The sequence below is a fragment of the Paenibacillus sp. GYB004 genome, from assembly GCF_036577605.1.
GTDB classification, from domain to species: domain Bacteria; phylum Bacillota; class Bacilli; order Paenibacillales; family NBRC-103111; genus Paenibacillus_AB; species Paenibacillus_AB oceani.
Genome location: NZ_JARBDB010000072.1, coordinates 25,097 through 47,324, shown reverse-complemented (window position 1 = coordinate 47,324; position 22,228 = coordinate 25,097). Strand labels below are relative to the sequence as shown.

General features: G+C 55.7%; 20 protein-coding genes. 17 read left to right on the top strand and 3 right to left on the bottom strand.

Annotated features, from left to right (window positions below):
- The first annotated feature begins 165 nt into the window (after nt 1-165).
- The 5 genes from bioD (at nt 166) to PV433_RS32315 (ending at nt 5,087) form a co-directional block, all read left to right on the top strand.
- Nucleotides 166-978 (top strand): dethiobiotin synthase, encoded by an 813-nt coding sequence (bioD, locus tag PV433_RS32335; RefSeq protein ID WP_332076081.1) that lies wholly within the window; start codon nt 166-168, stop codon nt 976-978.
- Nucleotides 979-1,057: 79 nt separating this feature from the next.
- Nucleotides 1,058-2,050 (top strand): biotin synthase BioB, encoded by a 993-nt coding sequence (gene bioB / locus PV433_RS32330; protein ID WP_332076080.1) that lies wholly within the window; start codon nt 1,058-1,060, stop codon nt 2,048-2,050.
- A gap of 41 nt (nt 2,051-2,091) precedes the next feature.
- Nucleotides 2,092-3,348: an aminotransferase class I/II-fold pyridoxal phosphate-dependent enzyme gene (locus PV433_RS32325; protein WP_332076079.1), complete on the top strand. Its 1,257-nt coding sequence runs from the start codon at nt 2,092-2,094 to the stop codon at nt 3,346-3,348.
- Nucleotide 3,349: 1 nt separating this feature from the next.
- Nucleotides 3,350-4,168, top strand: a complete 819-nt coding sequence (locus PV433_RS32320; RefSeq protein ID WP_332076078.1) for an alpha/beta fold hydrolase — start codon at nt 3,350-3,352, stop codon at nt 4,166-4,168.
- Nucleotides 4,155-5,087: a methyltransferase gene (locus tag PV433_RS32315; protein ID WP_332076077.1), complete on the top strand. Its 933-nt coding sequence runs from the start codon at nt 4,155-4,157 to the stop codon at nt 5,085-5,087. The genes PV433_RS32320 and PV433_RS32315 overlap by 14 nt, the downstream gene beginning before the upstream one ends.
- Before the next feature lie 115 nt (nt 5,088-5,202).
- Here the strand turns inward: PV433_RS32315 and PV433_RS32310 are convergent, their stop codons facing one another.
- On the bottom strand, nt 5,203-5,610 hold the full coding sequence (locus PV433_RS32310) for a VOC family protein (protein ID WP_332076076.1): 408 nt from the start codon (nt 5,608-5,610) through the stop codon (nt 5,203-5,205).
- A gap of 641 nt (nt 5,611-6,251) precedes the next feature.
- Between PV433_RS32310 and PV433_RS32305 the strand changes: the two genes are divergently transcribed.
- The 3 genes from PV433_RS32305 (at nt 6,252) to PV433_RS32295 (ending at nt 8,693) form a co-directional block, all read left to right on the top strand.
- Nucleotides 6,252-6,878, top strand: a complete 627-nt coding sequence (locus PV433_RS32305; RefSeq protein ID WP_332076075.1) for a hypothetical protein — start codon at nt 6,252-6,254, stop codon at nt 6,876-6,878.
- Between the two features lie 128 nt (nt 6,879-7,006).
- Nucleotides 7,007-7,984, top strand: coding sequence for a sugar kinase (locus tag PV433_RS32300; protein ID WP_442951604.1), 978 nt, complete (start codon nt 7,007-7,009; stop codon nt 7,982-7,984).
- Between the two features lie 43 nt (nt 7,985-8,027).
- Complete coding sequence (locus PV433_RS32295; RefSeq protein WP_332076074.1) at nt 8,028-8,693, top strand: bifunctional 2-keto-4-hydroxyglutarate aldolase/2-keto-3-deoxy-6-phosphogluconate aldolase; 666 nt, start codon at nt 8,028-8,030, stop codon at nt 8,691-8,693.
- A 239-nt stretch (nt 8,694-8,932) separates the two neighbouring features.
- Here PV433_RS32295 and PV433_RS32290 read toward each other — a convergent pair whose 3' ends face one another.
- Nucleotides 8,933-9,394, bottom strand: coding sequence for a ClpX C4-type zinc finger protein (locus PV433_RS32290; RefSeq protein ID WP_332076073.1), 462 nt, complete (start codon nt 9,392-9,394; stop codon nt 8,933-8,935).
- A gap of 280 nt (nt 9,395-9,674) precedes the next feature.
- Here PV433_RS32290 and PV433_RS32285 point away from each other — a divergent pair, with 280 nt between their 5' ends.
- The 8 genes from PV433_RS32285 to PV433_RS32250 all read left to right on the top strand — a co-directional run bounded on the left by PV433_RS32285 (nt 9,675) and on the right by PV433_RS32250 (nt 20,755).
- Nucleotides 9,675-10,349 carry a CatB-related O-acetyltransferase gene (locus tag PV433_RS32285; protein ID WP_332076072.1) on the top strand — a complete coding sequence of 225 codons (675 nt, stop codon included), beginning with the start codon at nt 9,675-9,677 and terminating at the stop codon, nt 10,347-10,349.
- A gap of 311 nt (nt 10,350-10,660) precedes the next feature.
- Nucleotides 10,661-12,187 carry a glycoside hydrolase family 3 protein gene (locus PV433_RS32280; RefSeq protein ID WP_332076071.1) on the top strand — a complete coding sequence of 509 codons (1,527 nt, stop codon included), beginning with the start codon at nt 10,661-10,663 and terminating at the stop codon, nt 12,185-12,187.
- Between the two features lie 152 nt (nt 12,188-12,339).
- Entirely contained in the window at nt 12,340-13,254 is a 915-nt protein-coding gene (locus PV433_RS32275; RefSeq protein WP_332076070.1) for an ABC transporter permease, read from the top strand.
- On the top strand, nt 13,254-14,123 hold the full coding sequence (locus PV433_RS32270; RefSeq protein WP_332076069.1) for a carbohydrate ABC transporter permease: 870 nt from the start codon (nt 13,254-13,256) through the stop codon (nt 14,121-14,123). The genes PV433_RS32275 and PV433_RS32270 overlap by 1 nt, the downstream gene beginning before the upstream one ends.
- A 91-nt stretch (nt 14,124-14,214) precedes the next feature.
- Nucleotides 14,215-15,756 (top strand): extracellular solute-binding protein, encoded by a 1,542-nt coding sequence (locus PV433_RS32265; RefSeq protein ID WP_332076068.1) that lies wholly within the window; start codon nt 14,215-14,217, stop codon nt 15,754-15,756.
- A 97-nt stretch (nt 15,757-15,853) separates the two neighbouring features.
- On the top strand, nt 15,854-17,722 hold the full coding sequence (locus PV433_RS32260) for a cache domain-containing sensor histidine kinase (protein ID WP_332076067.1): 1,869 nt from the start codon (nt 15,854-15,856) through the stop codon (nt 17,720-17,722).
- On the top strand, nt 17,691-19,274 hold the full coding sequence (locus tag PV433_RS32255) for a response regulator (protein WP_332076066.1): 1,584 nt from the start codon (nt 17,691-17,693) through the stop codon (nt 19,272-19,274). The genes PV433_RS32260 and PV433_RS32255 overlap by 32 nt, the downstream gene beginning before the upstream one ends.
- Before the next feature lie 161 nt (nt 19,275-19,435).
- Nucleotides 19,436-20,755 carry an ABC transporter substrate-binding protein gene (locus PV433_RS32250; protein WP_332076065.1) on the top strand — a complete coding sequence of 440 codons (1,320 nt, stop codon included), beginning with the start codon at nt 19,436-19,438 and terminating at the stop codon, nt 20,753-20,755.
- A 128-nt stretch (nt 20,756-20,883) separates the two neighbouring features.
- Here the strand turns inward: PV433_RS32250 and PV433_RS32245 are convergent, their stop codons facing one another.
- Nucleotides 20,884-21,621, bottom strand: a complete 738-nt coding sequence (locus tag PV433_RS32245) for an HAD family hydrolase (RefSeq protein WP_332076064.1) — start codon at nt 21,619-21,621, stop codon at nt 20,884-20,886.
- A gap of 122 nt (nt 21,622-21,743) precedes the next feature.
- Between PV433_RS32245 and PV433_RS32240 the strand changes: the two genes are divergently transcribed.
- Nucleotides 21,744-22,091 (top strand): hypothetical protein, encoded by a 348-nt coding sequence (locus PV433_RS32240; RefSeq protein WP_332076063.1) that lies wholly within the window; start codon nt 21,744-21,746, stop codon nt 22,089-22,091.
- Nucleotides 22,092-22,228 lie beyond the last annotated feature (137 nt).

Genomic DNA, 22,228 nt, shown 5'->3' with positions numbered 1-22,228 from the left:
CGACCCGCTTTCAAGTTCATTTGCAAAAATAGTCATTGTCGCTGCCTCGAAAATCGTGTTACAATCGGTTCTAGCCTAATTGTTAACCCGTATTGTAGAAAGAGGTTAACAATTAAACTCCATTAGACGCTGACAACACGAACACGATCTGGAGGAGGATTCACGATGAAGAACCGCAGAGGTTTGTTCATTACGGGAACCGACACGGGAGTCGGCAAGACGAGCGTGACGGCCGGCCTCGCCGCCGTATTGCGGGAGCGAGTCCCGATAAGGGACGGATACTGCCCCGGGAACGTGCAGGTATGGAAGCCGGTACAAACCGGGATTCCTTCTGCCGAAGCTCCGGAATCGGACAGCTATCGCCTTCGCAAGGAAGGCGGGCTGGCGCAGCAGGAACGGGATATCGCGACACTGACGCTGCCGGACCCGCTGGCGCCGTGGATGGCGGCCCGCCGGATCGGCGAGACGATCGATGTGGACGCGCTGCTTGCAGAAGGGCGGAGCAGGCTGAGTGCCGGAGACTTCCTGCTCGTCGAGGGGGCGGGAGGGCTTGCGGTGCCGCTGACGGAACGGCATCTGGTGGCTGATCTTGCCGCAGGTCTCGGTCTGCCGCTGCTGATCGTGGCGAGACCCGGACTAGGGACAGTTAACCATACGCTGCTCACGGTTGCTGTGGCGAAGCAGTTCGGGATTCCTGTCGCGGGAATTATACTTAACGGCTATAAGCATACAGTTACGGATATGCCCGCTGTCCGGGAAAATGCGGAGATGATCGAGACGTTTTCCGGTATCCCGGTCGTCGGTCTGCTGCCATGGCAGGAGGAAGCGGAAAGCGGCCATCCAGCAGGCGATGCGCGCGAGAACACGGCTAGTAAGCCCGCGGCCACGGCCAGCCAACCGAAACTGGGCGGAACGCCGAACCGCTGGGCGGACGTTGTCCGGTCTGCGATCGACTGGGAGACGTTATTGCAGCTGTAATTCATACATAGATTACCTTTTTGCAAAGTGCGACAGATCGCACATTCACACTGAAATCCAATGGTCGGAGGAGAACTGAATGATCGAATTGCGTTCGAAATGGGACTTATTTGCAGAGAAGGCGCTGCGTGGCGAGCTGCTAAGTGCGGAGGAGGGGCTTGCCGTACTGGAGGCGGATGACGACGAGCTGCTGCCGCTGCTTCACGCCGCTTTTAAAGTCCGGAAGACGTATTACGGCAAAAAAGTGAAGCTAAACCTGATCATCAATGCGAAAAGCGGGTTGTGCCCCGAAGACTGCGGATATTGCTCCCAGTCGATCGTGTCCAAAGCGCCCGTCTCGAAGTACCCGCTGCTGGAGAAAAGCGTGCTGATCGACGGCGCCCGGAAGGCGATGGAGTTGAAGGTCGGAACATATTGTATCGTGGCGAGCGGACGCGGTCCGACAAGCAAGGAATTGGATCAAGTCATCGATGCGGTGAAGGAAATCAAAGCGACGATGCCGATGAAAGTATGCGCCTGCCTTGGAATTTTGTCGGAGGAGCAGGCGGGGCAGCTGAAAGAGGCAGGCGTCGACCGGTACAATCATAACCTGAATACGAGCGCAGGCAACTTCGCGAATATTACGACCACTCATACATACGACGATCGGGTCGCTACGGTGGAGAAGGCGAAAGCTTCCGGCATGTCCCCTTGTTCCGGCTGTATCGTAGGCATGGGAGAGACGAACGCGGAGATCGTGCAGATCGCTTATGCGCTGCGGGAGCTGGACGCCGACTCGATTCCGGTTAATTTTCTCAACTCCATCCCGGGCACTCCGCTGGAAAATAACCGGGAGCTGAATCCGCGCAAATGCCTCAAAGTGTTGGCGCTGTTCCGGTTCATTTGCCCGACTAAGGAGATCCGGGTCTCGGGCGGACGGGAAGTCAATCTGCGTTCCTTGCAGCCGCTCGGTCTGTACGCAGCCAATTCGATCTTTGTCGGCGACTATTTAACGACGGAAGGTCAGGAAGCGCGAGAGGATCACCGGATGATCGAAGATCTCGGCTTTGAAATTGAACGATGCGCACTGTGAGGGGAAGCAATCCGCACGGATAAGTAAGGGATGAGGAGAGAATGGACCATTTGCAATGGATGCGCGGCGAGCTGGACCGGCTGGCGGCCGCCGGGCAGGCCCGAGCTTTAACCGAAAGCGCCCGGGCACGGAGGGAAGGCTGGATCATCCGAAACGGACGGAGCATGCTTAATTTGGCCTCCAACCATTATCTGGGTCTTCATCATGAGGTGAACGAGGACGTGATGTCCCGCTGGAACGATTACGCAGACCGAATCCGCGCGGAATCGGGCTCGGGAGCGGTTGGGAGCGAAGCGGGGAAATCCGGTGAACCCGGCGGCTCACCGATCCGGACAGGCGCGACCGCATCGCGGCTGATCGTCGGCGGAGATCCGATCCTCGGAAGCTTCGAACGGGAGTTCGCGGCGTACAAAGGAACGGAAGCGTGCCTTATATTCGGCAGCGGCTACATGGCGAATATCGGAATCATCAGCGCGCTGGCAGGACGCAACGATCTGGTTTTCAGCGATAAATATAATCATGCGAGCATCGTAGACGGGGCTATTCTCAGCCGAGCCAAGGTGTTCCGGTACCGGAACCGGGATATGAACCATCTGGAGCAATTGCTGCGCAAGGCAGATCCTGCCAAGCGCAAGCTCGTTGTGACCGACTCGGTTTTCAGTATGGACGGCAGTATCGCGCCGCTTCGCGAACTGGTGGAGCTGAAGGAGCGTTACGGCGCGATGCTGATGGTTGACGAAGCCCATAGCGGGGGCGTGTTCGGACTCCGGGGGGAAGGACTGGCCGGAGAGCTCGGTTTAACGCAGCGGATCGATGTCCACATGGGGACGTTCAGCAAGGCATACGGCTGCTATGGCGCTTATGCATCTGGGCCTGCCCTGGTGATCGACTATCTGATCAACAAGGCCCGGAGCTTGATCTACTCCACGGCGCTGCCGCCGATGCTCGTGTACGCGATCCGGGATCAGTGGAACATCATCCGGACGGAAGGCTGGAGAAGAGACGCCCTGCTTCGCAAAGCGGACTGGCTGCGAGGCGAGCTGCGGAGCGCCGGATTCGACACGGGAGACAGCGAGTGCCACATCGTACCGGTTATCGTCGGGGATAACGAGCGGTCGCTTGTGTTCGGTTCGAAGCTGCAGGAGGCGGGCATCGCGGCGGTGCCGATCCGGCCGCCTACCGTACCGGAAGGGTCGGCGCGGATTCGGTTGACGCCGATGGCTACACACCGGGACGACGATTTGAGAATGGCGCTCGATATCATCGTGAGCATCGGCTTGGAACTGGGGGTTATTTGACATGGAGCGGACGATACCGTCCGTAGTATGGATACATGGCTGGGGACAGTCGCCGCGCGTATGGGATCAGTCGTACCGGTGGCTGCCGGATGCCCGGCACAGTTTGTTCACCTATGCCGACTGTGATTCCGTCGGACAGATGCGCAGCCGTCTGCATCAGACGGTGAGCGGGCTTACCGGCCCGGTTTATGTAATCGGCTGGTCGCTCGGGGGGATGCTGGCGCTGGATACGGTGCTGGACAGCTGGGAAGCAGGGTTGCGAGCTGCTCCGAATCCGGGCGATTTCCATTGCCGGATCGAGCGGTTGGTGCTGGTCGGTGCAACCCTGCGCTTTGTGGCGGAGGACCGGGCGAGCGGTTGGCCGGAGCGGTTGGTGAGGCGCATGCGCTCTCAGCTTGCCGACAAGCCCCGTGAGACACTGCGGAAGTTCGCGGAGTCGATGTTTTCCGAGCGGGAACGGCGGAACCGGGAAGTTGTCGTCGCGCGAATGTCCGCTGCTGGGGCGGATACGGATTTCACACAACGGGGACTGGACGCGGGTCTGGCTTACTTGGCGGAAACGGATTTGACGCAGCGGTGGCAAAGCTTTATTCGAAGCAGGGAGACAGGCGGCGAAGACCAATCCGGCAAAGCCCGAATCGCAACCCCTCCAATTATGTGGCTGCACGGCGAAGAAGATCCGATATGCCCGGCGGGTGCTCTTCAAGACATCCCTGCATCGATGAAGGTGTTATTTCCGGGAGCGGGCCATGCGCCGTTTTGGACAGAGCCGGACCGTTTCGCCGAACAGTTGAGGAGAATCGCCCATGAACATCAATAAGTCGCTTGTGCGCCGTCATTTCGACCGTCATGCTTCGGAGTACGAGCGTTATGCGGACGTTCAGAAAGAAATGGCCGAGGAGCTGGTTGCTCATGCGATGAAGCGGCTTGGGGCGAGAGGGGCCGAGCGAGTTGAGCGAATTTTGGAGATCGGATGCGGGACCGGCCGATTGACGGCGATGCTCGTATCGGCTTTTCCGCATGCGACGATTGCGGCTGTCGACCTGTCGCCGAATATGGTGGAGGCGGCCCGGCATAACTTGCGGCGCTCCCAGCCGGAGCGGGCAGATCGCGTATGCTGGATAGTGGGAGATGCGGAGAAGCTGCTGGCCGACCACTCGGAGCTGCGGTGTTCGGTGGAAGCTGCCGGATGGGACTCTGTCACTGGCGAAGCTCGGCGGCCGGACGACCCCATGCCGCTCCCGCCATTCGACCTGATCATCTCCAACGCCGCCTTCCAATGGTTCAATAAGCCGGCAGAGACGGTGGCAGCTTGTATCCATCTGTTGGGCACCGATGGAGGCGTGCTTGCTTTCTCTACCTTTGGACCGGGGACCTTTCACCAATTGCATGCTTCCTTCGCGGAAGCGGAGCGGCAGTTAGGCGCAGCACCGTCGCCGCACGGACAGCGATTTCTCGGACAGGATGAGTGGAGCGCGTGTGTGGCAGGAGAATCCGGGGAGTTCCGATGGAGCGAGTCGGTCCGGACGTTCGTGTATGCGGATGTGCGCACGTTTCTTCATCAGGTGAAACGGGTGGGAGCGGGCAATGCGGTAACGGGAAGCCGGAGCGGAGTCGGCGGCCGAAAGCTGCTGGAGACGATGGAACGAATCTATACCGAATCTTTTCCTGCTGAGGGCGGCGGAATCGAGGCCGATTATGAGATCGGATACGGAACGTTTGTAAGAGGCGAAAAATGAAACGGATGACGGCAAACCGCTCCGTCTCTAATGAAAGACGTCGCAACACGTCCCAGCGGATGGAACGGGCTGCGGCGCTGCGGCTGCCGGGCCTTTCAGGCTCGCCACCGGTAGATCAAGACTGGGCTTGTTCCGCCTTGGCGGTAATCATCCACTGGATTCCGTATTTGTCTTCGAGCTGACCGAACAAGTCGCCCCAGAACTCGGGCTTCAGGGGCTGAGTTACCTTACCTCCTGCCGCCAGCTTATCGAACGCATCGCGGGCTTCGGCCTCTGTTTCAAATTCCATGCTTTGGCTGATCGCATTGCCGGGATGGACAGGTTTGAAAGAATCGCACAAGTAGAACGGCACCCCGCCGGCGACCATACTTAAATGAATGATCTTGTCCTGGAGCCCCTCTTTCGCATCGGGAAGCTGACCGTAGGTCATGACGGATAAGATCTCGCCCCCGAATGCCTGAATGTAAAATTCAGCTTGCCCCTTCGCATCTTCCGAGAATATATAAGTCGTGTGTTTAGCCATTTGGCAGTATCCTCTCTGGTTTCGATTATGGACCTCTGTTTCTTCTATTGTACCCTTTCGTCTATTCTGACGTTTCTTCCGGATTGCTATTCTAGCTCGGGTACGCCGTTCCGGATACGCCCGCCAAGTTTGATTACCGAGAACCGACACGATCTATGGGAAGATTACCAGGATCAAAAATAAAGGTTCCTAACCATGCAGCGGATTAAAAAGAAGGAAGCTGTTCGCGATTGGGGCAGCTTCTGCTTTTTTGCTGTTATTTTACGTTTCGGCGCGACTTTTTGGGGGTCAATGGGGTTTATTATTTTATAGGTAAGGAAGAGCGGGACTTGTGTTAGGAAGGGGCGGGTGATTATTTGAAGTCTTGCTGAGTTCAGTACCGATAACTTCCAGGAAGGACTTACAACAAAAAAAATTAAACTAGAAGGCTTTCCAGAAAAAGCCGAAGTAAAGCTTACCTGGTGGAAGGGGGAAGAACAATACGAAGGGAAAGAAGTTTATCGGCTCAAATGGAGCAAGTAGGGACAGCGCATTATTTCCAGAGAGCGGTAGGCGTTCCGATCGTGACATACGCGACATTTGCGGGTGAGACCAAAAGCAGTGTCCTATGAGCGCATCGCATATGCGGAAGGAGGTCAGCTATGAAAAGAGTAGCAGTCGGCATGCTGTTCGTCCTGGCGATCGCAGGATGCGAATCCGGCGGTCTCGCACAACAAAATGAACAACTGTCCAGGCAAGTGGCCGAGCTTGAACAAGAACTCCGCAGCCGGACCGGGGAGTTGCACCAGCGGAACGAAACGATAAACCGGCTCAGTGAGGAGGCTCGCCAGGCGAAACAAACGGTGCAAGAGCAGGACGCCGTCATTAACAAGCTTCGGGTAACGGAGGACCGGGTGAGAGGGATCACGGAAAACCGGGAGCTTGCTTATACCGTCCTCGCTGCCGGAGCCGGCAACAACGGGAACGAAAAGGTCATCTATGTAAAGGGTTTGACGGATCTGAAGGAAAAGGAAACGTTTCTGCTGAAGGCAGCCGTCCTGTTCGCGCATGAGCGCGAGGTCATTTTAACGTTCTGGGACGACGAGCGGCTGGCCAGGCAGTATATTAGCGGAGACTTTGACGCGGAAGAAACGCTTTTCGGATGGAGCGGCTTCGATTCGCGGTTCGGCCGGATCGATACGACGAGAGCTCCCTTCGGGTTGCAGCTGTACCTGAGCGGACACGATAGCGATATCCTGGAGTTTGGCCGCTATGGTATAACGCCGTGACGGAACTGGCAATATAGCTAGTGGATCAAGTCTCGATCCGGCGATTCCAATTGATTTAAACGTTTAAACTTGTTAAGATGGTACAAAAGCGGCTAATTTGTGTGCAGATGATGGAGGATGGTCAGAAGATGTCGAAGGCGCATACTGGAACAATCACCCCGTCCCCGGAGGTCGTCACTTTCGGCGAAACGATGGGTTTAATGATGCCGACCGGCGTAAAAGGAATCGAGTATTCCGCCCAGTTTGAGAAATCGCTGGCCGGTGCGGAGAGCAACGTGGCGATCGGGATAGCTCGTCTTGGCCATACGGTCGGCTGGTTCGGTCATCTGGGCGCAGATCCATTGGGACAATACGGGCTGAAGCTGATTCGCGGGGAAGGCGTCGATGTATCCCGCGCTCAGCTGACCGAAGGCGCTCCGACGGGGCTAATTATTCGCGAGGTCGTAAACGGAAGGTCGTCGGTCTATTATTACCGGAAGCATTCGGCCGCCAGCCTCATGCAGCCGGTTCATCTGGACGAAGCGTACATTGCCGGAGCCAAGCTGCTGCATGTAACGGGAATTACGCCGGCGTTAAGCGGCTCGTGCCGGGATACAGTTCAGGAAGCGGTCCGGATCGCGCGCAAACATGGAGTGAAAGTATGCTTCGACCCGAATCTGAGGCTGAAGTTATGGTCCGCCGCCGAGGCGAGAGAAGTGCTGCTGGAGCTGGCCGGGCAGGCCGACTACTTCCTGCCGGGGCTCGATGAGTTGAAGCTTCTGTACGAAACCGACAATTTCGAACAAATCGTGGAACGGCTCGGCAAGCTGAACGCGGTCTCGATTGTTAAGGGCGGCGATGACGAAACCTATGTGGTCGAGAACGGCAGCGTCTCCGCGGTTCCTTATTTTAAGGCCGAGCGCGTCATCGATACGGTAGGGGCAGGCGACGGCTTTTGCGCCGGATTTATCGCCGGTCTGTTGAAGGGACAGTCGCATACGGAGGCGGTCCGGCTCGGCAATCTGATCGGTTCGCTGGTCGTGCAGGCGTCCGGAGACTGGGAAGGACTGCCGACTTGGGCGCAAGTGCAGGCTGTTCTCCATAATGAAACGCACGTGGAGCGGTAGAAGCGGGCATCGATACAGATCGCAGAAGGGCGGAATATACATCATGAAAAAAATCAGACTGATTCAGCAAATCGCAGAAGAAGGAGTCGTTGCCGTACTTCGCGGCGATACGGCCGAAGAGGTCGTCCGGATGGCCGAGCAGGCGATCGCGGGCGGCATCAAGGTCATCGAAGTGACGATGACCGTACCGTTCGCACTGCGGGCGATTGAGCAGCTGGCGCAGCGGTATTCGAGCGCCCGGCCTGGCGCAGACAACTATGCGATCATCGGCGTAGGTACAGTGCTCGATCCGGAGACGGCGCGTGCCGCGATATTGAGCGGAGCGGAATTTGTAGTCGGGCCGTCGTTGAATCCGGCGACCGTCGCTTTGTGCAACCGGTACCGGATTCCGGTGATGCCGGGCGTGATGACGGTTCAGGAAATTCAGACGGCGCTCGAGCTCGGGGTGGACATCGTGAAGCTGTTCCCGGGCAACCTGTACTCGCCGTCGATGATTAAGGCGATTAAAGGTCCGCTGCCGCAAGCGAACATTATGCCTACCGGGGGCGTATCGCTTGCGAATCTCGGGGAATGGATCCAAGCGGGAGCGGCGGCCGTAGGTATCGGCTCCGACCTGACGAGCGAAGCGGTCAAGACGGGCGACTACGGGCTTATAGCGGAGAAGGCGGCCCAGTACATTGCGGCTTACCGCGAGGCGAAGGGGAAGTGAGCCCGGCTTTCAACAGGCACGGGAGCTATCTTTATTCCGCCTGATCATGCGAGGGGACGATCCAAAAGTCAATCTTTGATTTATGGAGCTTCCTCTCTCCTAGGAATATACAAGCACAAAGACGATTCCAGCCCCGCTTATACCGTGGTTATGGGAGCGTCTTTGTGCTTCGTTCGTTGGGGACAGCTCGCTCGCTGATACCATTGAAAGCAGGCTTCCCTGCGATGGGACTGTCCACGCTATTCTCTGGCTTCTTTCTTTTGTTTTAATAACTCTGCGCATGCTTCCACACATTCTGAGCAAATATTAACCCCCGGACCGGTAATAATTTTCCATACATCGCCCTGTTGCTTGTCGCAAAACGAACAATACTCTACTGCAGCTTCATCGCCTTGATCTTCGTACTCCGAATCGTCGTAACTACTTTCGACTGTTTCAGCCAAATACCCGATCTCTTCTCTAAGTACCCGAGCTTCTTCTCTAACTTCACGAATGATCTTTAATAAGGCAAAACCAAAACCGATCAGCAGGATGCCCAGAATCGGAAATACAATACTCTCCGCAGTAATTGCAATTCTTACTTTTTCCGGAATCTGCGATGAAACCGACTCGGGCACATATTGCCAGAACCCGGTACCAAGTAGTAACATTCCCGCAATAATGATGAGATACAGGAATATTTGGGTCGTTCTGAGCTTCATTTCGGTACGCCTCTCCCGTTGCTTAAGATCTGATCTCTTTCATTATAATACGCTTAATATTTGAAGCTGTTGCGCTTGATCCAGTGCTCGTAAACGTGGAATAGGGGATTCCGCTATAGTAAATTTGACGAACAAAAGATTCGTTTGTTACAATCTCCTAATCAATCGGGAAAAGGATGAGAACGATGGTTCGTCGTTTGAAACGGTTTAAGAATGTGGCTACTGGATTAAGCTTCTAAGTAAAAAAAGATCTTCATTACTTAGAAGCGAGGGAAACGAAATGAAACAGCATCGGTTTAATCATTGGTCGGAAATGAAGTATCTGAAGGATATAGTCACGAACCCCATGATCGAGGTAGGGGAATACTCCTATTACTCCGGTTATTACGATAATCATGATTTTGAGGATGGATGCGTCAGATACTTATGGGGAGATGAGAAATCCAGAACGCTATTTAACCCCATTGAAGACTATGGTTGGCATTTGGATAAATTGATTATAGGAAATTACGTCTGTCTGGCAAGTGGTGTAATTATTTTAATGGGCGGCAATCACAATCATCGTCCTGACTGGATTACCGTGTATCCGTTTGTGGAGCAGATTGAAACTTCTTACGAACCGAAAGGGGATACGGTCATCGAAAGTGATGCCTGGATCGGCATGAATGCAATGATCATGCCCGGTGTGAAGATAGGCGAAGGCGCCATTGTGGCAGCCGGATCGGTTGTTGCAAAAGATGTCCCGCCCTATACCATAGTAGGCGGCAACCCGGCCAAAGAGATCAAGAAGCGGTTTAAGGACAATGAAATCGAAATGTTAAAGGAAATGCGTTGGTTCGATTGGAAACGGGAGCAGGTTGAACGCGCCAGTCCGATCTTGTCAAGCTCTTCGATTAACCAGCTTTATGAGTTTTATCTGAGGGAAGTACTGCCAAGTAATCCCCGCATGGAATAAAAACGAATAAGTGTAATGAGCAAAAGTCCCTTCTGGATAGCTAATTCAGAAGGGGCTTTTTTAACATTGAAAAAATCCGCCGGCTCTCTTTCCCATGTCACAATAGTACCGGAAATGGCACGCCATTCCTCTGTCGTCAGGCGACAACCGCTTTTACAATTAGGACGAGTACACATTCAGTGCGCTGGTTATGCCTTTTCAAACTGATAGACAAGTTTTGAATTTGGTACCGGTAACCGGAGTAGACACAGCACACGGACAAACGCGTATGCAAGTATCGTAAAGCGCGGTCCGGAAGGAGAGCAGCCAGAATGAACATATCGAACATGACGCTGGAGCAAAAGGTAGGCCAGTTGTTCGCATTAACAAGCAAAGGTACGACCGTATCGCCGGAAACCCGGCAGCTCGTGGCGGAGAAGAAGCTGGGCGGCGTGTTTCTGAATATCGACAGCCTGCAGGACCCGGAGCAGGTGAAGCGGCTGACGGACGATTTGCAGCGGGAGGCGCTGACGAACGGCGCAGGCATTCCGCTGTTCATCTCGGCCGATTTTGTCGCGGGCGCGGGCTGCAAGCTGAAGGGCGGAGCGGTTCATTTCCCCAAAAACCGGGCGATCGGAGCGGCGGGCGACGAGCGTCTCGCCTACGAATCCGGACGTGTCACCGCGGAAGAGTCGCTGGCGATGGGCGTTAATTTCAACTACAGCCCGGTAACGGACATTAATAACAATCCGGGCAACCCGGTGATCGGCACCCATTCATTCGGCGACGATCCGGAGTCCGTCTCCCTGCTCGCGAACGCCGTCATCCGGGGTTACCAGGATCACGGATTGATTGCGACGGCGAAACATTTTCCCGGTCACGGCGATACGAATATCGATTCGCACTACAACCTGCCTGAGCTGACGTTCGATCGCGAGCGGCTGGAGAAGTTCGAGCTGGAGCCATTCCGCCGGGCGATCGCAGCGGGCGTGGAGGCGATTATGATCGGCCATATCTCGGTGCCGGCGCTGGACTCTACAGGGCTGCCCGCATCGCTCTCTTACGAGATGACGACCCGGCTGCTGCGCGAGGAGCTCGGCTTCCAAGGGCTGATCGTGACCGACGGCTTGTCGATGAAAGGCATTACGAACCGTTATTCGATGGAGGAGGCTTGCGTCCGAGCGCTCCATGCGGGAGCGGACATCCTGCTGGGCACGGCGCGCAGTCACGAAGAGGCGCTCTCGATGGTGGAAACGGTGATGGCTGCCGTAACCGGCGGGGACATCTCTGAAGCGCGGATCGACGAATCGGTAGCGCGGATTCTGGCTGCGAAGGAAAAGTATGGCCTGACGCGCGAGCGGTTTGCAGAGGCATCGTCATCAGCTGACGGCTTGTCAAGGCTCGATGCCGAGCCGTCCCGGCGCGTCAGCCGGGAGATCGCAGAGCTGGCGCTTTGCCCTCTTCACGGGATGGCTGCCCTGCCCTCGGACGGCCAGCCTTGGACGCTGATTCGCGACGTCAAAGCGGAAATGTTCGCCTCGCGGCTGAAAGATCAGCTGGGTGGACGGCTGGCCGGCGAAGTCACGATCCCCTCTTATCTGGAGCTGGGAGAGGCGCTGGACCGGATCGGGGGCGGCAGCCGTATTATTGTAGCCGTATGCCACAATAAACCGATCGATCAGGCTTACCTTGCGCAGATGAACGAGCGGCTCCGCCAGCGCGGCGGCAGCGGTGTCCGCTGGGTGCATTTCGGCTCCAACTACGATGCGGACCATCTGCCCGATGTGCCGGTTCTGCTCGCCTACGATCATGCCCCTTCGCTTCAGGAAGCCGCCGTCAGCCGACTTCTCGGAACCTGATACCCGATTGTACCCGGACTTCTGCGGCTGCATTTCAGTCACAGAAGTCCTGTCATTTCAACACAATTCCTCTAGTGAAACGCTCTGCCCGCCTGCCACAATAAAGACATAGCCAAGTGGCGCCATCAACATGTGGAAAGGTGTAACGCTCGATGAAAACTGCAACCCGCGGCAACTGGCGGAAGCATCTGCGGACGGAATGGCTGTTGTACGTGTTCCTGTTTCCGGGATTGCTTTATTTTATCCTCTTCAAGTATGTACCGATGTACGGCGTGCTGATCGCTTTTCAGGATTACAGCCCGTTTCTCGGCATGAGCGGCAGCGAATTTGTCGGGTTGAAGCATTTTGAGCGGTTTTTCGCCGACGATGAATTTCTGACCGTCTTCCGCAATACGCTGCTGATCAGCGTGTACAAGCTGGTATGGGGATTTCCCGTCCCGATCCTGATCGCGCTCATGCTGAACGAGGTGCGGATCTCCTGGTTTAAGCGGACGGCCCAGACGCTGTTTTACATCCCGCACTTCTTCTCCTGGGTTATTTTCGGGGGCATCGTCATCAACGTACTGTCGGGGACGGGGATGATTAACAACGTATTGGTGTTTCTCGGCTTCGAGCCGGTATTGTTTCTGGGAGAGAAGGCGTACTTCCGGAGCATCCTAATCATCACCGACATTTTGAAGGAATCCGGATGGGCTTCGATTATTTATCTGGCGGCGATCACCGGCGTGGACCCGTCGCTGTATGAGGCGGCCCGGATCGACGGAGCGAAAAAGCGTCATGAGATCTGGTACATTACGCTGCCGAGCATCCGCAGCACGATCCTCATCTTGCTTGTGCTCCAGCTGGGCAACATTCTCGAGCTCGGCGTTCAGCAAGTGTTCATGCTGTACAATCCGCTCGTCTACGAGGTAGGCGATATTATCGATACGTACGTATACCGCGTCGGCTTGACCGAGCAGAAATTCAGCTTCGCCACCGCCGTCGGGCTGTTCCAATCGGTCGTCGGACTGGTGCTCATTCTGATCGCCAACCGGATCGCGAAACGTTATGGGGGAGGGGTATGGTGATGAACCGGTCTTGGTCCGAGAAATTCGGAAGTGCGCTGAACTATACGCTGCTGGCCGGCTTCGGGCTGCTTACGCTGTTCCCGTTCCTGCATGTCCTGGCCCAATCGCTGAGCAGTCCGCATGCGGTCGTCTCCAATCAGGTGACGATTTATCCGATTGATTTTCAACTGGAAGCGTACAAGCTGCTTTTGCAGGACAGCGCGTTTTACAAGGCGTTCGGCATCTCGGTCATGCGGACCGTATTCGGGACGGCGATCAATATGATTCTGACGTGTCTGATGGCGTATTCCGTCTCGCGCCGGACGCTCCGGGGACGCGGCGCCGTTATGGCGATGGTCGTGTTCACGATGCTGTTCAGCGGCGGAATGATTCCGAGCTTCCTGCTTTTGAAGGAGCTGAGCCTGCTTAATACGTTCGGGTCGCTAATTCTGCCATCCGCAGTCAGTGCCTTTAACCTGATTCTGATGAAAAACTTTTTCGAATCGATTCCGGAAAGCCTGGAGGAATCCGCCAAAATCGACGGGGCCGGCCACTGGACGATTCTGACGCGGCTGTTCATTCCGCTGTCGCTGCCGGCCATTGCGACGCTGACGCTGTTCTACGCGGTGATGCACTGGAACAGCTACTTCGATGCGGTTATGTATATCAGCAACGCCGACTTGAATCCGCTTCAGGTTTATTTGCGGAATCTGATCGTTCAGAACGAATCGAATATCGAGCTTACGAACAACATGGGGCTGTTCCTCGTCGCTCCGGAAACGTTAAAGGCGGCGACGATCATGGCAAGCGTATTGCCGATGATCATTCTGTACCCGTTTCTGCAAAAGTTTTTCGTGAAAGGAGTGATGCTCGGAGCGGTGAAGGAATAAGGGCTCCGCAGCCGCTTTCGTCCGAAGGGAAGAGAACCAAGGCAAGAAGAGTTATACTAACAAAGACAAGAAAAGGGAGGCACTTTACAACATGAAGCTGAGAAAAACACTTGTCGTCAACTCCTTGCTGGCCGCAGCGCTGGCAGCCGGCTGTTCGTCCGGCCAAACGGGGCAAACGGGCAGCGCCGGCGGAGCGGATTCGAAGGCGAAGGAGCCGGAGAAAGCGCCTGTCGTGAAAGTATTTATGTCCGGGGGCTTGAAATTTCCGGACGGCCAGACGATCAATGAAAATCCTTGGACGGCGATGCTGGAGAAGGAGACGAACGTTGACCTCGAGATCGAATACGGACCGGCCACTCCGGAAGATTTTATAAGCAAGCTAAACCTGAAGTTCGCTTCCGGCGACATCCCCGATTTCTTCGTCCTTCCGGCAACGAGCCAATCTTGGCTGATGGACAACGCCAAGCAGGGAGCGCTGATGGAGCTCGGCGACAAAGTGAAAAATTACAAAAACTTGTCGAACGCCGTATTCCCCGACGCGTGGGAAGCCGCCAAATACAATGGCAAAATCTATGCCGTGCCGGTATTGAACGACGGGAACCTCGGAACGAACAACTTCTATGTGCGCAAAGACTGGCTCGACAAGCTGAAGCTGGACGTGCCGAAGACGCTCGACGACTTTCACAACGTCGCCAAAGCGTTCAAAGAGCAGGACCCGGACGGCAACGGCAAACCGGATACGTACGGCTTTATCGGCTACGATAATTTGAAAGGCTGGTCGGGCTTGTTCGGAGCCTTCGGCGTCATCCCGGACGAGTGGATCATCAAGGACAGCAAAATCGTCCAAGCGGACATCCAACCCGAGATGAAGGACGCGCTCAATTACATCCGCAAGCTGCACGCCGACAAGCTGCTCGATAACGAATGGCCGCTGACCAAAGTGAAGGCGTACACGGAGAAGGTCAGCAACAACAAGGTCGGGCTGTACGAAGGAAACTGGGCGGCAGCGCGCAACGAGATCAATACGAGCAAAACGAACGACCCTGCGGCAAACTGGATCGCCATCGATCCGCCGACTGGCCCTACCGGCAAAAAAGGCGTGTTCGGAGACCCGGCCTACAAGTCGTTCGCCGTCATTACGAGCAAAGCGAAACATCCGGAAGCGATCCTGAACATGCTCGACTGGCTGTCCGTTCAGAGCAATATCGACAAGTTCGTGTTCGGCTTCGGCGAGTACGGCGAAAACTTCATGTATACGAAAAAAGACGGCAAGCTAGCGCTGAACTTCGAAAACCACAACAAGTACGGCTACCGCCAGCAGCTGATGTTCATGCAGCCGAAGGAACTCAATTCCGGTAAGATGGAGTCGCTCGGCGCCGATTTCAAGCTTGTCGACAATATCAATCTGTCGGTCAAAAACGCGATCCGCGACCAGTTCACCGGTTCGCCTACGCCGGCGATGATCGAGAATTTGAGCAGCCTGCGCAAGCTGCGCGACGAAACGTTCGTGAAAATCATTATCGGCGAGTTGCCGCTCGAAGCGTTCGACAAGTTTGTCACCGATTACAAAGCCAAGGGCGGAGACAAAATATGGAAGGAAGTCGAAGAGTGGTACGCCCAAAAGGGCAAGTAAGATCATAGCAGTCTGTCTCGTATGATACAATTGGTGAAGATACAGCAAGAACTTACTCAGAAAACAGGCATAACGCCTAGCAGAAGCGGTGATCGTCGTGAATCGAAGCAAGCTCGCCTTCCCCCCAAAACGCACTATTAAATCGACACTTCTTATGTTCGCGGTCGGCAGCCTGGCGGTATTTGCGGCGGTCACTTTCCTGTTGATTTTATGGTTTCAAAACGTGCTGGAGCAGAAAATCCGCACCTCGGCGGAGCAGGCGCTCGGAACGGCGATTTCCGGCATTGAGATGTATATGGAGAATACGGTCAAGCTGTCGGAGTCGATCGCAGCAAGCGACAATCTGCTGAAGCAGCTGGGCCGGTATCCCGACTTCCGTTCGCCTGACGCGGTATGGCCGCTGCTCGAGGTGATGGGCGACCTGAAGTCGTTTTCCGTAGTAAACCAATATATCGATTCCGTCGGAATCTACAACGAAACGTCGAACAAAATGCTGACCACCAAGGACGGCATTTATTCGGCGTCTTCGGCTTCCGAGCCCGAAGCCAGGCCGGACTGGCTGAAGATCGTGACGGGTTACAAAGGAACGCCGCTGATCGGGGCCGATCTGGCCGCCTCGGCGCCGGCCTTTGCAGGAAGCCGCAGCGGTCTCGTCAGCGTTGCCCGGCTGCTGCGTACGTCCGACGGCGGCGGAGCCAACGTGCTGCTCGTCAATACGGAGAAATCGATCTTCGAGATGCTGGTCGGCGACAGCCCGCTATGGAAGGGAACCGGCATCCTGATCTATGACAACGGCGGGAACGTGATCTGGAGCAAGGGGGACCCGGATTTTCAACGTGCGGCGGCAGGCTGGATAGTACCCGAACAGCCGCAAGACGGGCGCGGCGGGGAAGTGCGGCGCTTTCCGGCTTCCGAATACGCGCCGGTCACACTGGGGGATCGTGAGTACCGGTTCGTCCAGAAACAGTCTGAGCTGACGGGCTGGAAGGTGGCCATGTGCATTCCGGAAGAGGAGATCATGGGGGAGATCCGGCGGATGAAGCTGCTGCTGTACGCGGTGCTCGCCGTATTGGTGCTGCTTTCTTTTGCACTGTTCACGCTGCTGTATATGCAGATTTCGACTCCGATCCGCCAGCTGATGGCCGGCATCCGGCGCGTCGAGAGCGGGGCGGCGTTCGTCCCGGTGCCCATATCGATGATGGACGAATTCGGTTATTTGCAGAAACGGTTTAACGATATGGTCGTGAATGAGCAGCAGATGCGCCAAGCGATGTTCGAGCAGGAGCTGCGCGGCAAGGATGTGGAGCTCAAGCTGCTGCAATCGCAGATGAATCCGCACTTTCTGTACAATACGCTGGATTCGATCTACTGGGCGGCCGAGCGTTCGGACAATAACGAGATCAGCGACATGGTGCTCGATTTGTCGCGGTTTTTCCGGCTGAGCTTAAGCAGGGGCAAGGAGTTCGTTACCGTTCGCGAGACGATCGACCATCTGAAGACGTATATCCGGATTCAGCAGTTCCGGCATAAAGGTAAGTTCGAAGTGGAATGGGATATCGATGATACGCTGCATGAGGTGAAGATCATTAAGCTGATGCTGCAGCCTGTCGTGGAAAATGCGATCGTTCACGGTCTGGAAGCTTTGGCTGACGCCTGCCGGCTTCGGGTGAGAACGGTTCGGGACGGGCCGTGGATCTTATTCGAGGTGACGGACTCGGGTATCGGCATTCCGGCTCCCCGGCTTAAGGAGCTGCTGGAGGCCGTGCGCGACGAACGGCCCGAGGGCGGGAAGACGTACGGGCTGCGCAATCTGTATCAGCGGCTGCGGCTCATATATGGCGAAGAAGATATGCGATTCGAGATGACGAGCGAACCGTTCGGCGGGACGACCGTGGCGATCCGGATCGCCGAGTCCAGATTAGAGGGGGTCCGCCATGAAGATGAAGGTGATGATCGTCGAGGATGAGCCTAGAGTACGGGAAGGGCTGTCGGAGGCGATCGCCTGGAACGAACACGGGATGGAGCTGGTCGGGACGGCCGAGAACGGTCTCGACGGGCTTGAGGCGTTTCGCCGCTATCGGCCCGACCTGGTGCTTGCCGACGTGCGGATGCCTGTCATGGACGGCCTGCAGATGGCGGAGCAGATTGTGGAGGAGCAGCCGGAGACGCTTCTGATCGTGCTTACCGGTTATGACGAGTTCGAATACGCGCAGAAAGCGATCCGGCTCGGCGTCCGCAATTATTTGCTCAAGCCGATCGGCAAGCGGCAGCTGCTCGAAGAGTTGCAAAGCGCGAGGGACGATTGGCGCGAAGCTCTGGATCGCAAGCACGACACCGAGGCGATACGCCGCAGCATGGAACGGCAGCTGCCTGTCCTCCGCTCGGCTTTTATGGAAGACTGGTTGAACGGGGAAGGGAAGAGAACCGGGCCGATCGGAGAGAAAATCGCCTTCTTCGATCTGCCTCTCGACGATACGGGACTTGCGGCGGTGGCGGTGTTCGAGCTCGACCGGACCGAGTCTCCCGCTGACGATCCGCTGCTGCAATTCGCCATGCACAATATCGTCTCCGAGCAGTTAGGAGGCTGCGGCATCTCGCATCTGCGGGGCAACGGACAGACGGTCGTCATCTATCAGTCGGTCACCGCCAAAGACAGCTTGAACGAACTGCTTTTATGGGTGGAGCGCGCCAAGCGGGAAGCGGCACGGTATCTGAAAGTATCGATTACGGTCGGTGTCGGCAGCCGGGTGGTGCCGCTGGCGGAAGTGCCGGCCGTGTTCACAGAAGCCCAGCAGGCGCTGCGGCTGAAGCTGTCGGTCGGAGCGGGACTCGTCTTGTACGAGGATCTGGTGCTGCCTCCGTCCGGACACTTGCCGCTGCTGACCGACTCCGATCAGACGCTGATCGTTCATTGCGTCGAGCTGAACGACGAAGCGGAGCTGGAGCGCGTGATCAGACAGTTTTTCGACAGTGCCAAACGTCTCGATCCTCCTCATAAATATCCCGAGGAGCTGTTTTTCCCGTTTGCTGGACTGTTCGTGTCGCTCGTGCACCGGTTGGGCCGAGGCGTGCGGAGCGTGCTGGACGAGGAAGACTACAAGCTGTTCCGTTACCCGGAGCAGTTCCGCTCGCTGGATGAGATGGGCCGCTGGTGGTGCGACCGGTTTATCCGGATCAGCCTGCAGTTCGATAATTACCGGAAGGCGCGCAAGGTCAAGCTGATGGAGGCGGTCATGACTTATGTCGAGGAGCATATCTTCGACAAAATCACGCGCGAGGATGCGGCGGAACATATCCGAATCAACTCCTCCTACTTAAGCAGGCTGTTTCGCGAAGTAACCGGGGAGGCGTTCTCCGATTTCGTGCTTCGTAAAAAGATGGAAAAGGCAATGAGCCTGCTTCAGGAAGAGCAGGCGCTTGTGTACGAAGTGGCGGACCGGCTCGGGTATAAGGACCCGAGCTACTTCTCGCGGGTGTTCAAGAAGTATACGGGACGCAGTCCGTCCGATTTTGCCTGATAGAATGTTGCCGATTCGCAGCTGCCCTTTTTCCGCAGCTTTCCCTTTCCTTACAAAAAAGGATATGCAGATTGCGGGATAATTGCATGTTCTCCACCCCGGCGGCTATCGTATGATGATTACGAATAGAGGATGTGCAAAGGGGAAAAGGGAGGGGTACGATGAACAAGAAGATGAATGGACAAAGCAGGATAGGGGTAAAAAACTGTATGGCTCCGGTTTCCGCCGCCGTTCTGCTGCTTCTCCTCGCCGCGTGCGGGGCTGAGAAACAACAGATGACGGCGGAGGGACCGTCCGGTACGACGCCCGTGAAGAAAGACCCGGTCAAGCTTGTCTTTTATTCGACGGCAGGCTGGACGCAGGAAGCTTTCAACGAACGGTTCGGCGATACGATGAGGAAGAAGTTTCCTGAGTATGAGATCGAATACGTTGCTTCGGGCAAAGGGATGGAGTTTCCGGATATGCTTTCGGCGGGAGCGCAGATCGACGTCTACTGGCAGGCGGTGGACAATACGATTCCTCATCTGCTCCAATACAAACTGGAATACGATATGACGGAGCTGATTAAGAAATACGGCGTCAATTTGAACCAACTGGAGCCCTCCTCTGTAGAAGCGGCGAGATCGATGTCAAACGGGAAAATGTATGCGCTACCAATCGTGAATAATGCAGCCGCCCTATACTACAACAAAGATTTGTTCGATAAGTTCGGCGTACCGTATCTGAAAGACGGGGTGACCTGGGACGAAGTGATCGGGGTGGCCAAGCGCATGCGCAGGACGGATGGAGGGCTTGAATATTACGGCATCGGAAGCGATGTTCAGCCGCATCTGAATTTGAGCTCCTTATCGATCCCGTACGTCGATCCGAAGACGGAGAAGCCGACCATTCTGACGAACGGCGGCTGGAGCACGATCTTTAACCAGCTTATTGAGATGAAGAAGACGACGGACTACAAGTCGCTTAATGCGAGCAACTTCGTTCAGGAGAAAAACTTGGCGATGGTTGACGGGCTGGCCAACGCGTTTTTGAACTTCGATATGACAACGCTTAATTGGGATCTGGTCAGCTATCCCTCCTACAAGTCCGCACCCGGAATCGCCTCACAGCCGTTGCCTACGATGTTCGGCATTACCTCGATCAGCAAGCATAAGGAAGCCGCTGCCGAAGTTCTCGCCTATATGCTGTCCGAGGAGGTGCAGAAGTCGTTGTCCGAGCGGGCGATCATTCCGGTGCTGCAAAGCGATACAGTTATGAAAGCGTTCGCAAAAAACAGCAAATACAAAGATAAAAACTTTCAGGCCATTCTTGGCAAAAAGTTCGCGCCGATTACACCGAAAGTTACGTACGAAGCCAAGGCCCGGTCCATCTACGGCAAATATATCCAGGATCTTGCCAAAGGCACGATCGATCTGAACACCGCCTTCCGGCAAATCGACGAGGAGATGGTCAAATTGATCGCCGAGGAGAAAGCGAAGTAGCCGGCCCGATAAAGGTGGAGCGAAACCGGAAACGTCCCTTCCGGGCGAAAAGTGAAAAGAGAAAAGCCTTCACCCTTTAGTGGGGATGAAGGCTTCTTTTTGCAGCGGCCGTTAAGATTAGGGCCGAATTAGGCCAGGCTGTGTTTACGGATGGCGGGCGGAACGTCGAGCAGCTTGTTCAACTGCAGGAAAGCCCGCTTCGGCTTCACGAGAATATCGATGATGTTGAACGACCACTCGGTGATGGCCGGAATATGAATGGCATTAATGCCGGTCTCCAGCGCCGGAACGACATCGGTACGGATCGAATTGCCGATCATCCATGTCGCATTGCGGTCGAACTTGCTTTGGGTCAAAATCGATTCGAGCACTTCCGTCGTTTTATGGGGAGAGATAAACAACCGGTCGCCGAAGAAAGAGTCCAGTCCCATTTTACTCACCTTGCCTTGCTGGATCGAAGGTTCACCGCCTGTATATAGAAACAGCTCGTGCCCTGCGTGCCGGAGCTTCTCCAGCGTCTCCGTCATGTCCGGGTAAGGCTCGATCTCAGGAAATTCGTATACGCTCTTGCCCAGCTCATACAGCCTTTTCCGTTCTTCTGCGCTGGGCTTCCGCCCGGTTTGGGCCGAGAAGTAGTCGTACGTCTCCAGAAACGACTGGGGAAAATGACCGGCGGCAAACCCGAGCTTGTGTATGCCGGCAATATCGAACTCGGACTGCTTGCGGCGCACCTCGTCTTCGGTCAGCCGATACCCATTGAACCATGTCGTCATCAGATCGGCGAATTGGATCAGCACCGCGTCGAAATATTTGTTGCAGTGAATCAGCGTATCGTCCAGATCGAACAGAATCGTTTGTTTGGGCATGCCGCATTCGCCTCCTTGTACGGATGAAATTCTTTCAGCGGGTACCCTCTATTGTAACACGATTTGCGGGGCATCCTAAAAAGGTTTCGTAAATCTTGCAACAGGAGGAAGGTGGAGCTAGCATGAGCATAACGAACAAAGCACATTCCGGCCGGTGGAAAGCGCGGCTTGGCACAAGCGGGCTGACCGCCGCGGTCCTGCTTCTGACCGTAACGGCGACCGGCTGCCAGCAGACGAATTACCGGATGAAAGAGCAGCAAAACCCGAATCAGGACACCCGGGGCACCCGGGATGAGCGTTACCTGGAGGACCGGGTTAATACGAACCTTCCGCAAGGCGGTACGACTCCGCAGGACGTATACGACCGGCAGCAAAACATTCGCCCCGGCGACGCAAACGGCGGCAATCCGCCGACCGTGGAAGGGGACAACATCATCGAGCCGGGCTCGATGAAGCAGATTTATCGCTAGGCGCGATCGTTATCGAGCAGCGCCGAGAGGGGCTGCGCTACCCGTACGGCAGCGCCTGATTGATCCCGGTCCTTACAAGGAAACCCCCGGTTCCCTGCCCAAGCAGAGTTCCGGGGGTTCGTTATAAGTGCTGCGTA

What these genes read in the sequence shown, in the direction of transcription:
- bioD (WP_332076081.1), top strand. Translation starts at nt 166, where the DNA reads ATGAAGAACCGCAGAGGTTTGTTCATTACGGGAACCGACACGGGAGTC.
- bioB (WP_332076080.1), top strand. Translation starts at nt 1,058, where the DNA reads ATGATCGAATTGCGTTCGAAATGGGACTTATTTGCAGAGAAGGCGCTG.
- PV433_RS32325 (WP_332076079.1), top strand. Translation starts at nt 2,092, where the DNA reads ATGGACCATTTGCAATGGATGCGCGGCGAGCTGGACCGGCTGGCGGCC.
- PV433_RS32320 (WP_332076078.1), top strand. Translation starts at nt 3,350, where the DNA reads ATGGAGCGGACGATACCGTCCGTAGTATGGATACATGGCTGGGGACAG.
- PV433_RS32315 (WP_332076077.1), top strand. Translation starts at nt 4,155, where the DNA reads ATGAACATCAATAAGTCGCTTGTGCGCCGTCATTTCGACCGTCATGCT.
- PV433_RS32310 (WP_332076076.1), bottom strand. Translation starts at nt 5,610, where the DNA reads ATGGCTAAACACACGACTTATATATTCTCGGAAGATGCGAAGGGGCAA.
- PV433_RS32305 (WP_332076075.1), top strand. Translation starts at nt 6,252, where the DNA reads ATGAAAAGAGTAGCAGTCGGCATGCTGTTCGTCCTGGCGATCGCAGGA.
- PV433_RS32300 (WP_442951604.1), top strand. Translation starts at nt 7,007, where the DNA reads ATGTCGAAGGCGCATACTGGAACAATCACCCCGTCCCCGGAGGTCGTC.
- PV433_RS32295 (WP_332076074.1), top strand. Translation starts at nt 8,028, where the DNA reads ATGAAAAAAATCAGACTGATTCAGCAAATCGCAGAAGAAGGAGTCGTT.
- PV433_RS32290 (WP_332076073.1), bottom strand. Translation starts at nt 9,394, where the DNA reads ATGAAGCTCAGAACGACCCAAATATTCCTGTATCTCATCATTATTGCG.
- PV433_RS32285 (WP_332076072.1), top strand. Translation starts at nt 9,675, where the DNA reads ATGAAACAGCATCGGTTTAATCATTGGTCGGAAATGAAGTATCTGAAG.
- PV433_RS32280 (WP_332076071.1), top strand. Translation starts at nt 10,661, where the DNA reads ATGAACATATCGAACATGACGCTGGAGCAAAAGGTAGGCCAGTTGTTC.
- PV433_RS32275 (WP_332076070.1), top strand. Translation starts at nt 12,340, where the DNA reads ATGAAAACTGCAACCCGCGGCAACTGGCGGAAGCATCTGCGGACGGAA.
- PV433_RS32270 (WP_332076069.1), top strand. Translation starts at nt 13,254, where the DNA reads ATGAACCGGTCTTGGTCCGAGAAATTCGGAAGTGCGCTGAACTATACG.
- PV433_RS32265 (WP_332076068.1), top strand. Translation starts at nt 14,215, where the DNA reads ATGAAGCTGAGAAAAACACTTGTCGTCAACTCCTTGCTGGCCGCAGCG.
- PV433_RS32255 (WP_332076066.1), top strand. Translation starts at nt 17,691, where the DNA reads ATGAAGATGAAGGTGATGATCGTCGAGGATGAGCCTAGAGTACGGGAA.
- PV433_RS32250 (WP_332076065.1), top strand. Translation starts at nt 19,436, where the DNA reads ATGAACAAGAAGATGAATGGACAAAGCAGGATAGGGGTAAAAAACTGT.
- PV433_RS32245 (WP_332076064.1), bottom strand. Translation starts at nt 21,621, where the DNA reads ATGCCCAAACAAACGATTCTGTTCGATCTGGACGATACGCTGATTCAC.
- PV433_RS32240 (WP_332076063.1), top strand. Translation starts at nt 21,744, where the DNA reads ATGAGCATAACGAACAAAGCACATTCCGGCCGGTGGAAAGCGCGGCTT.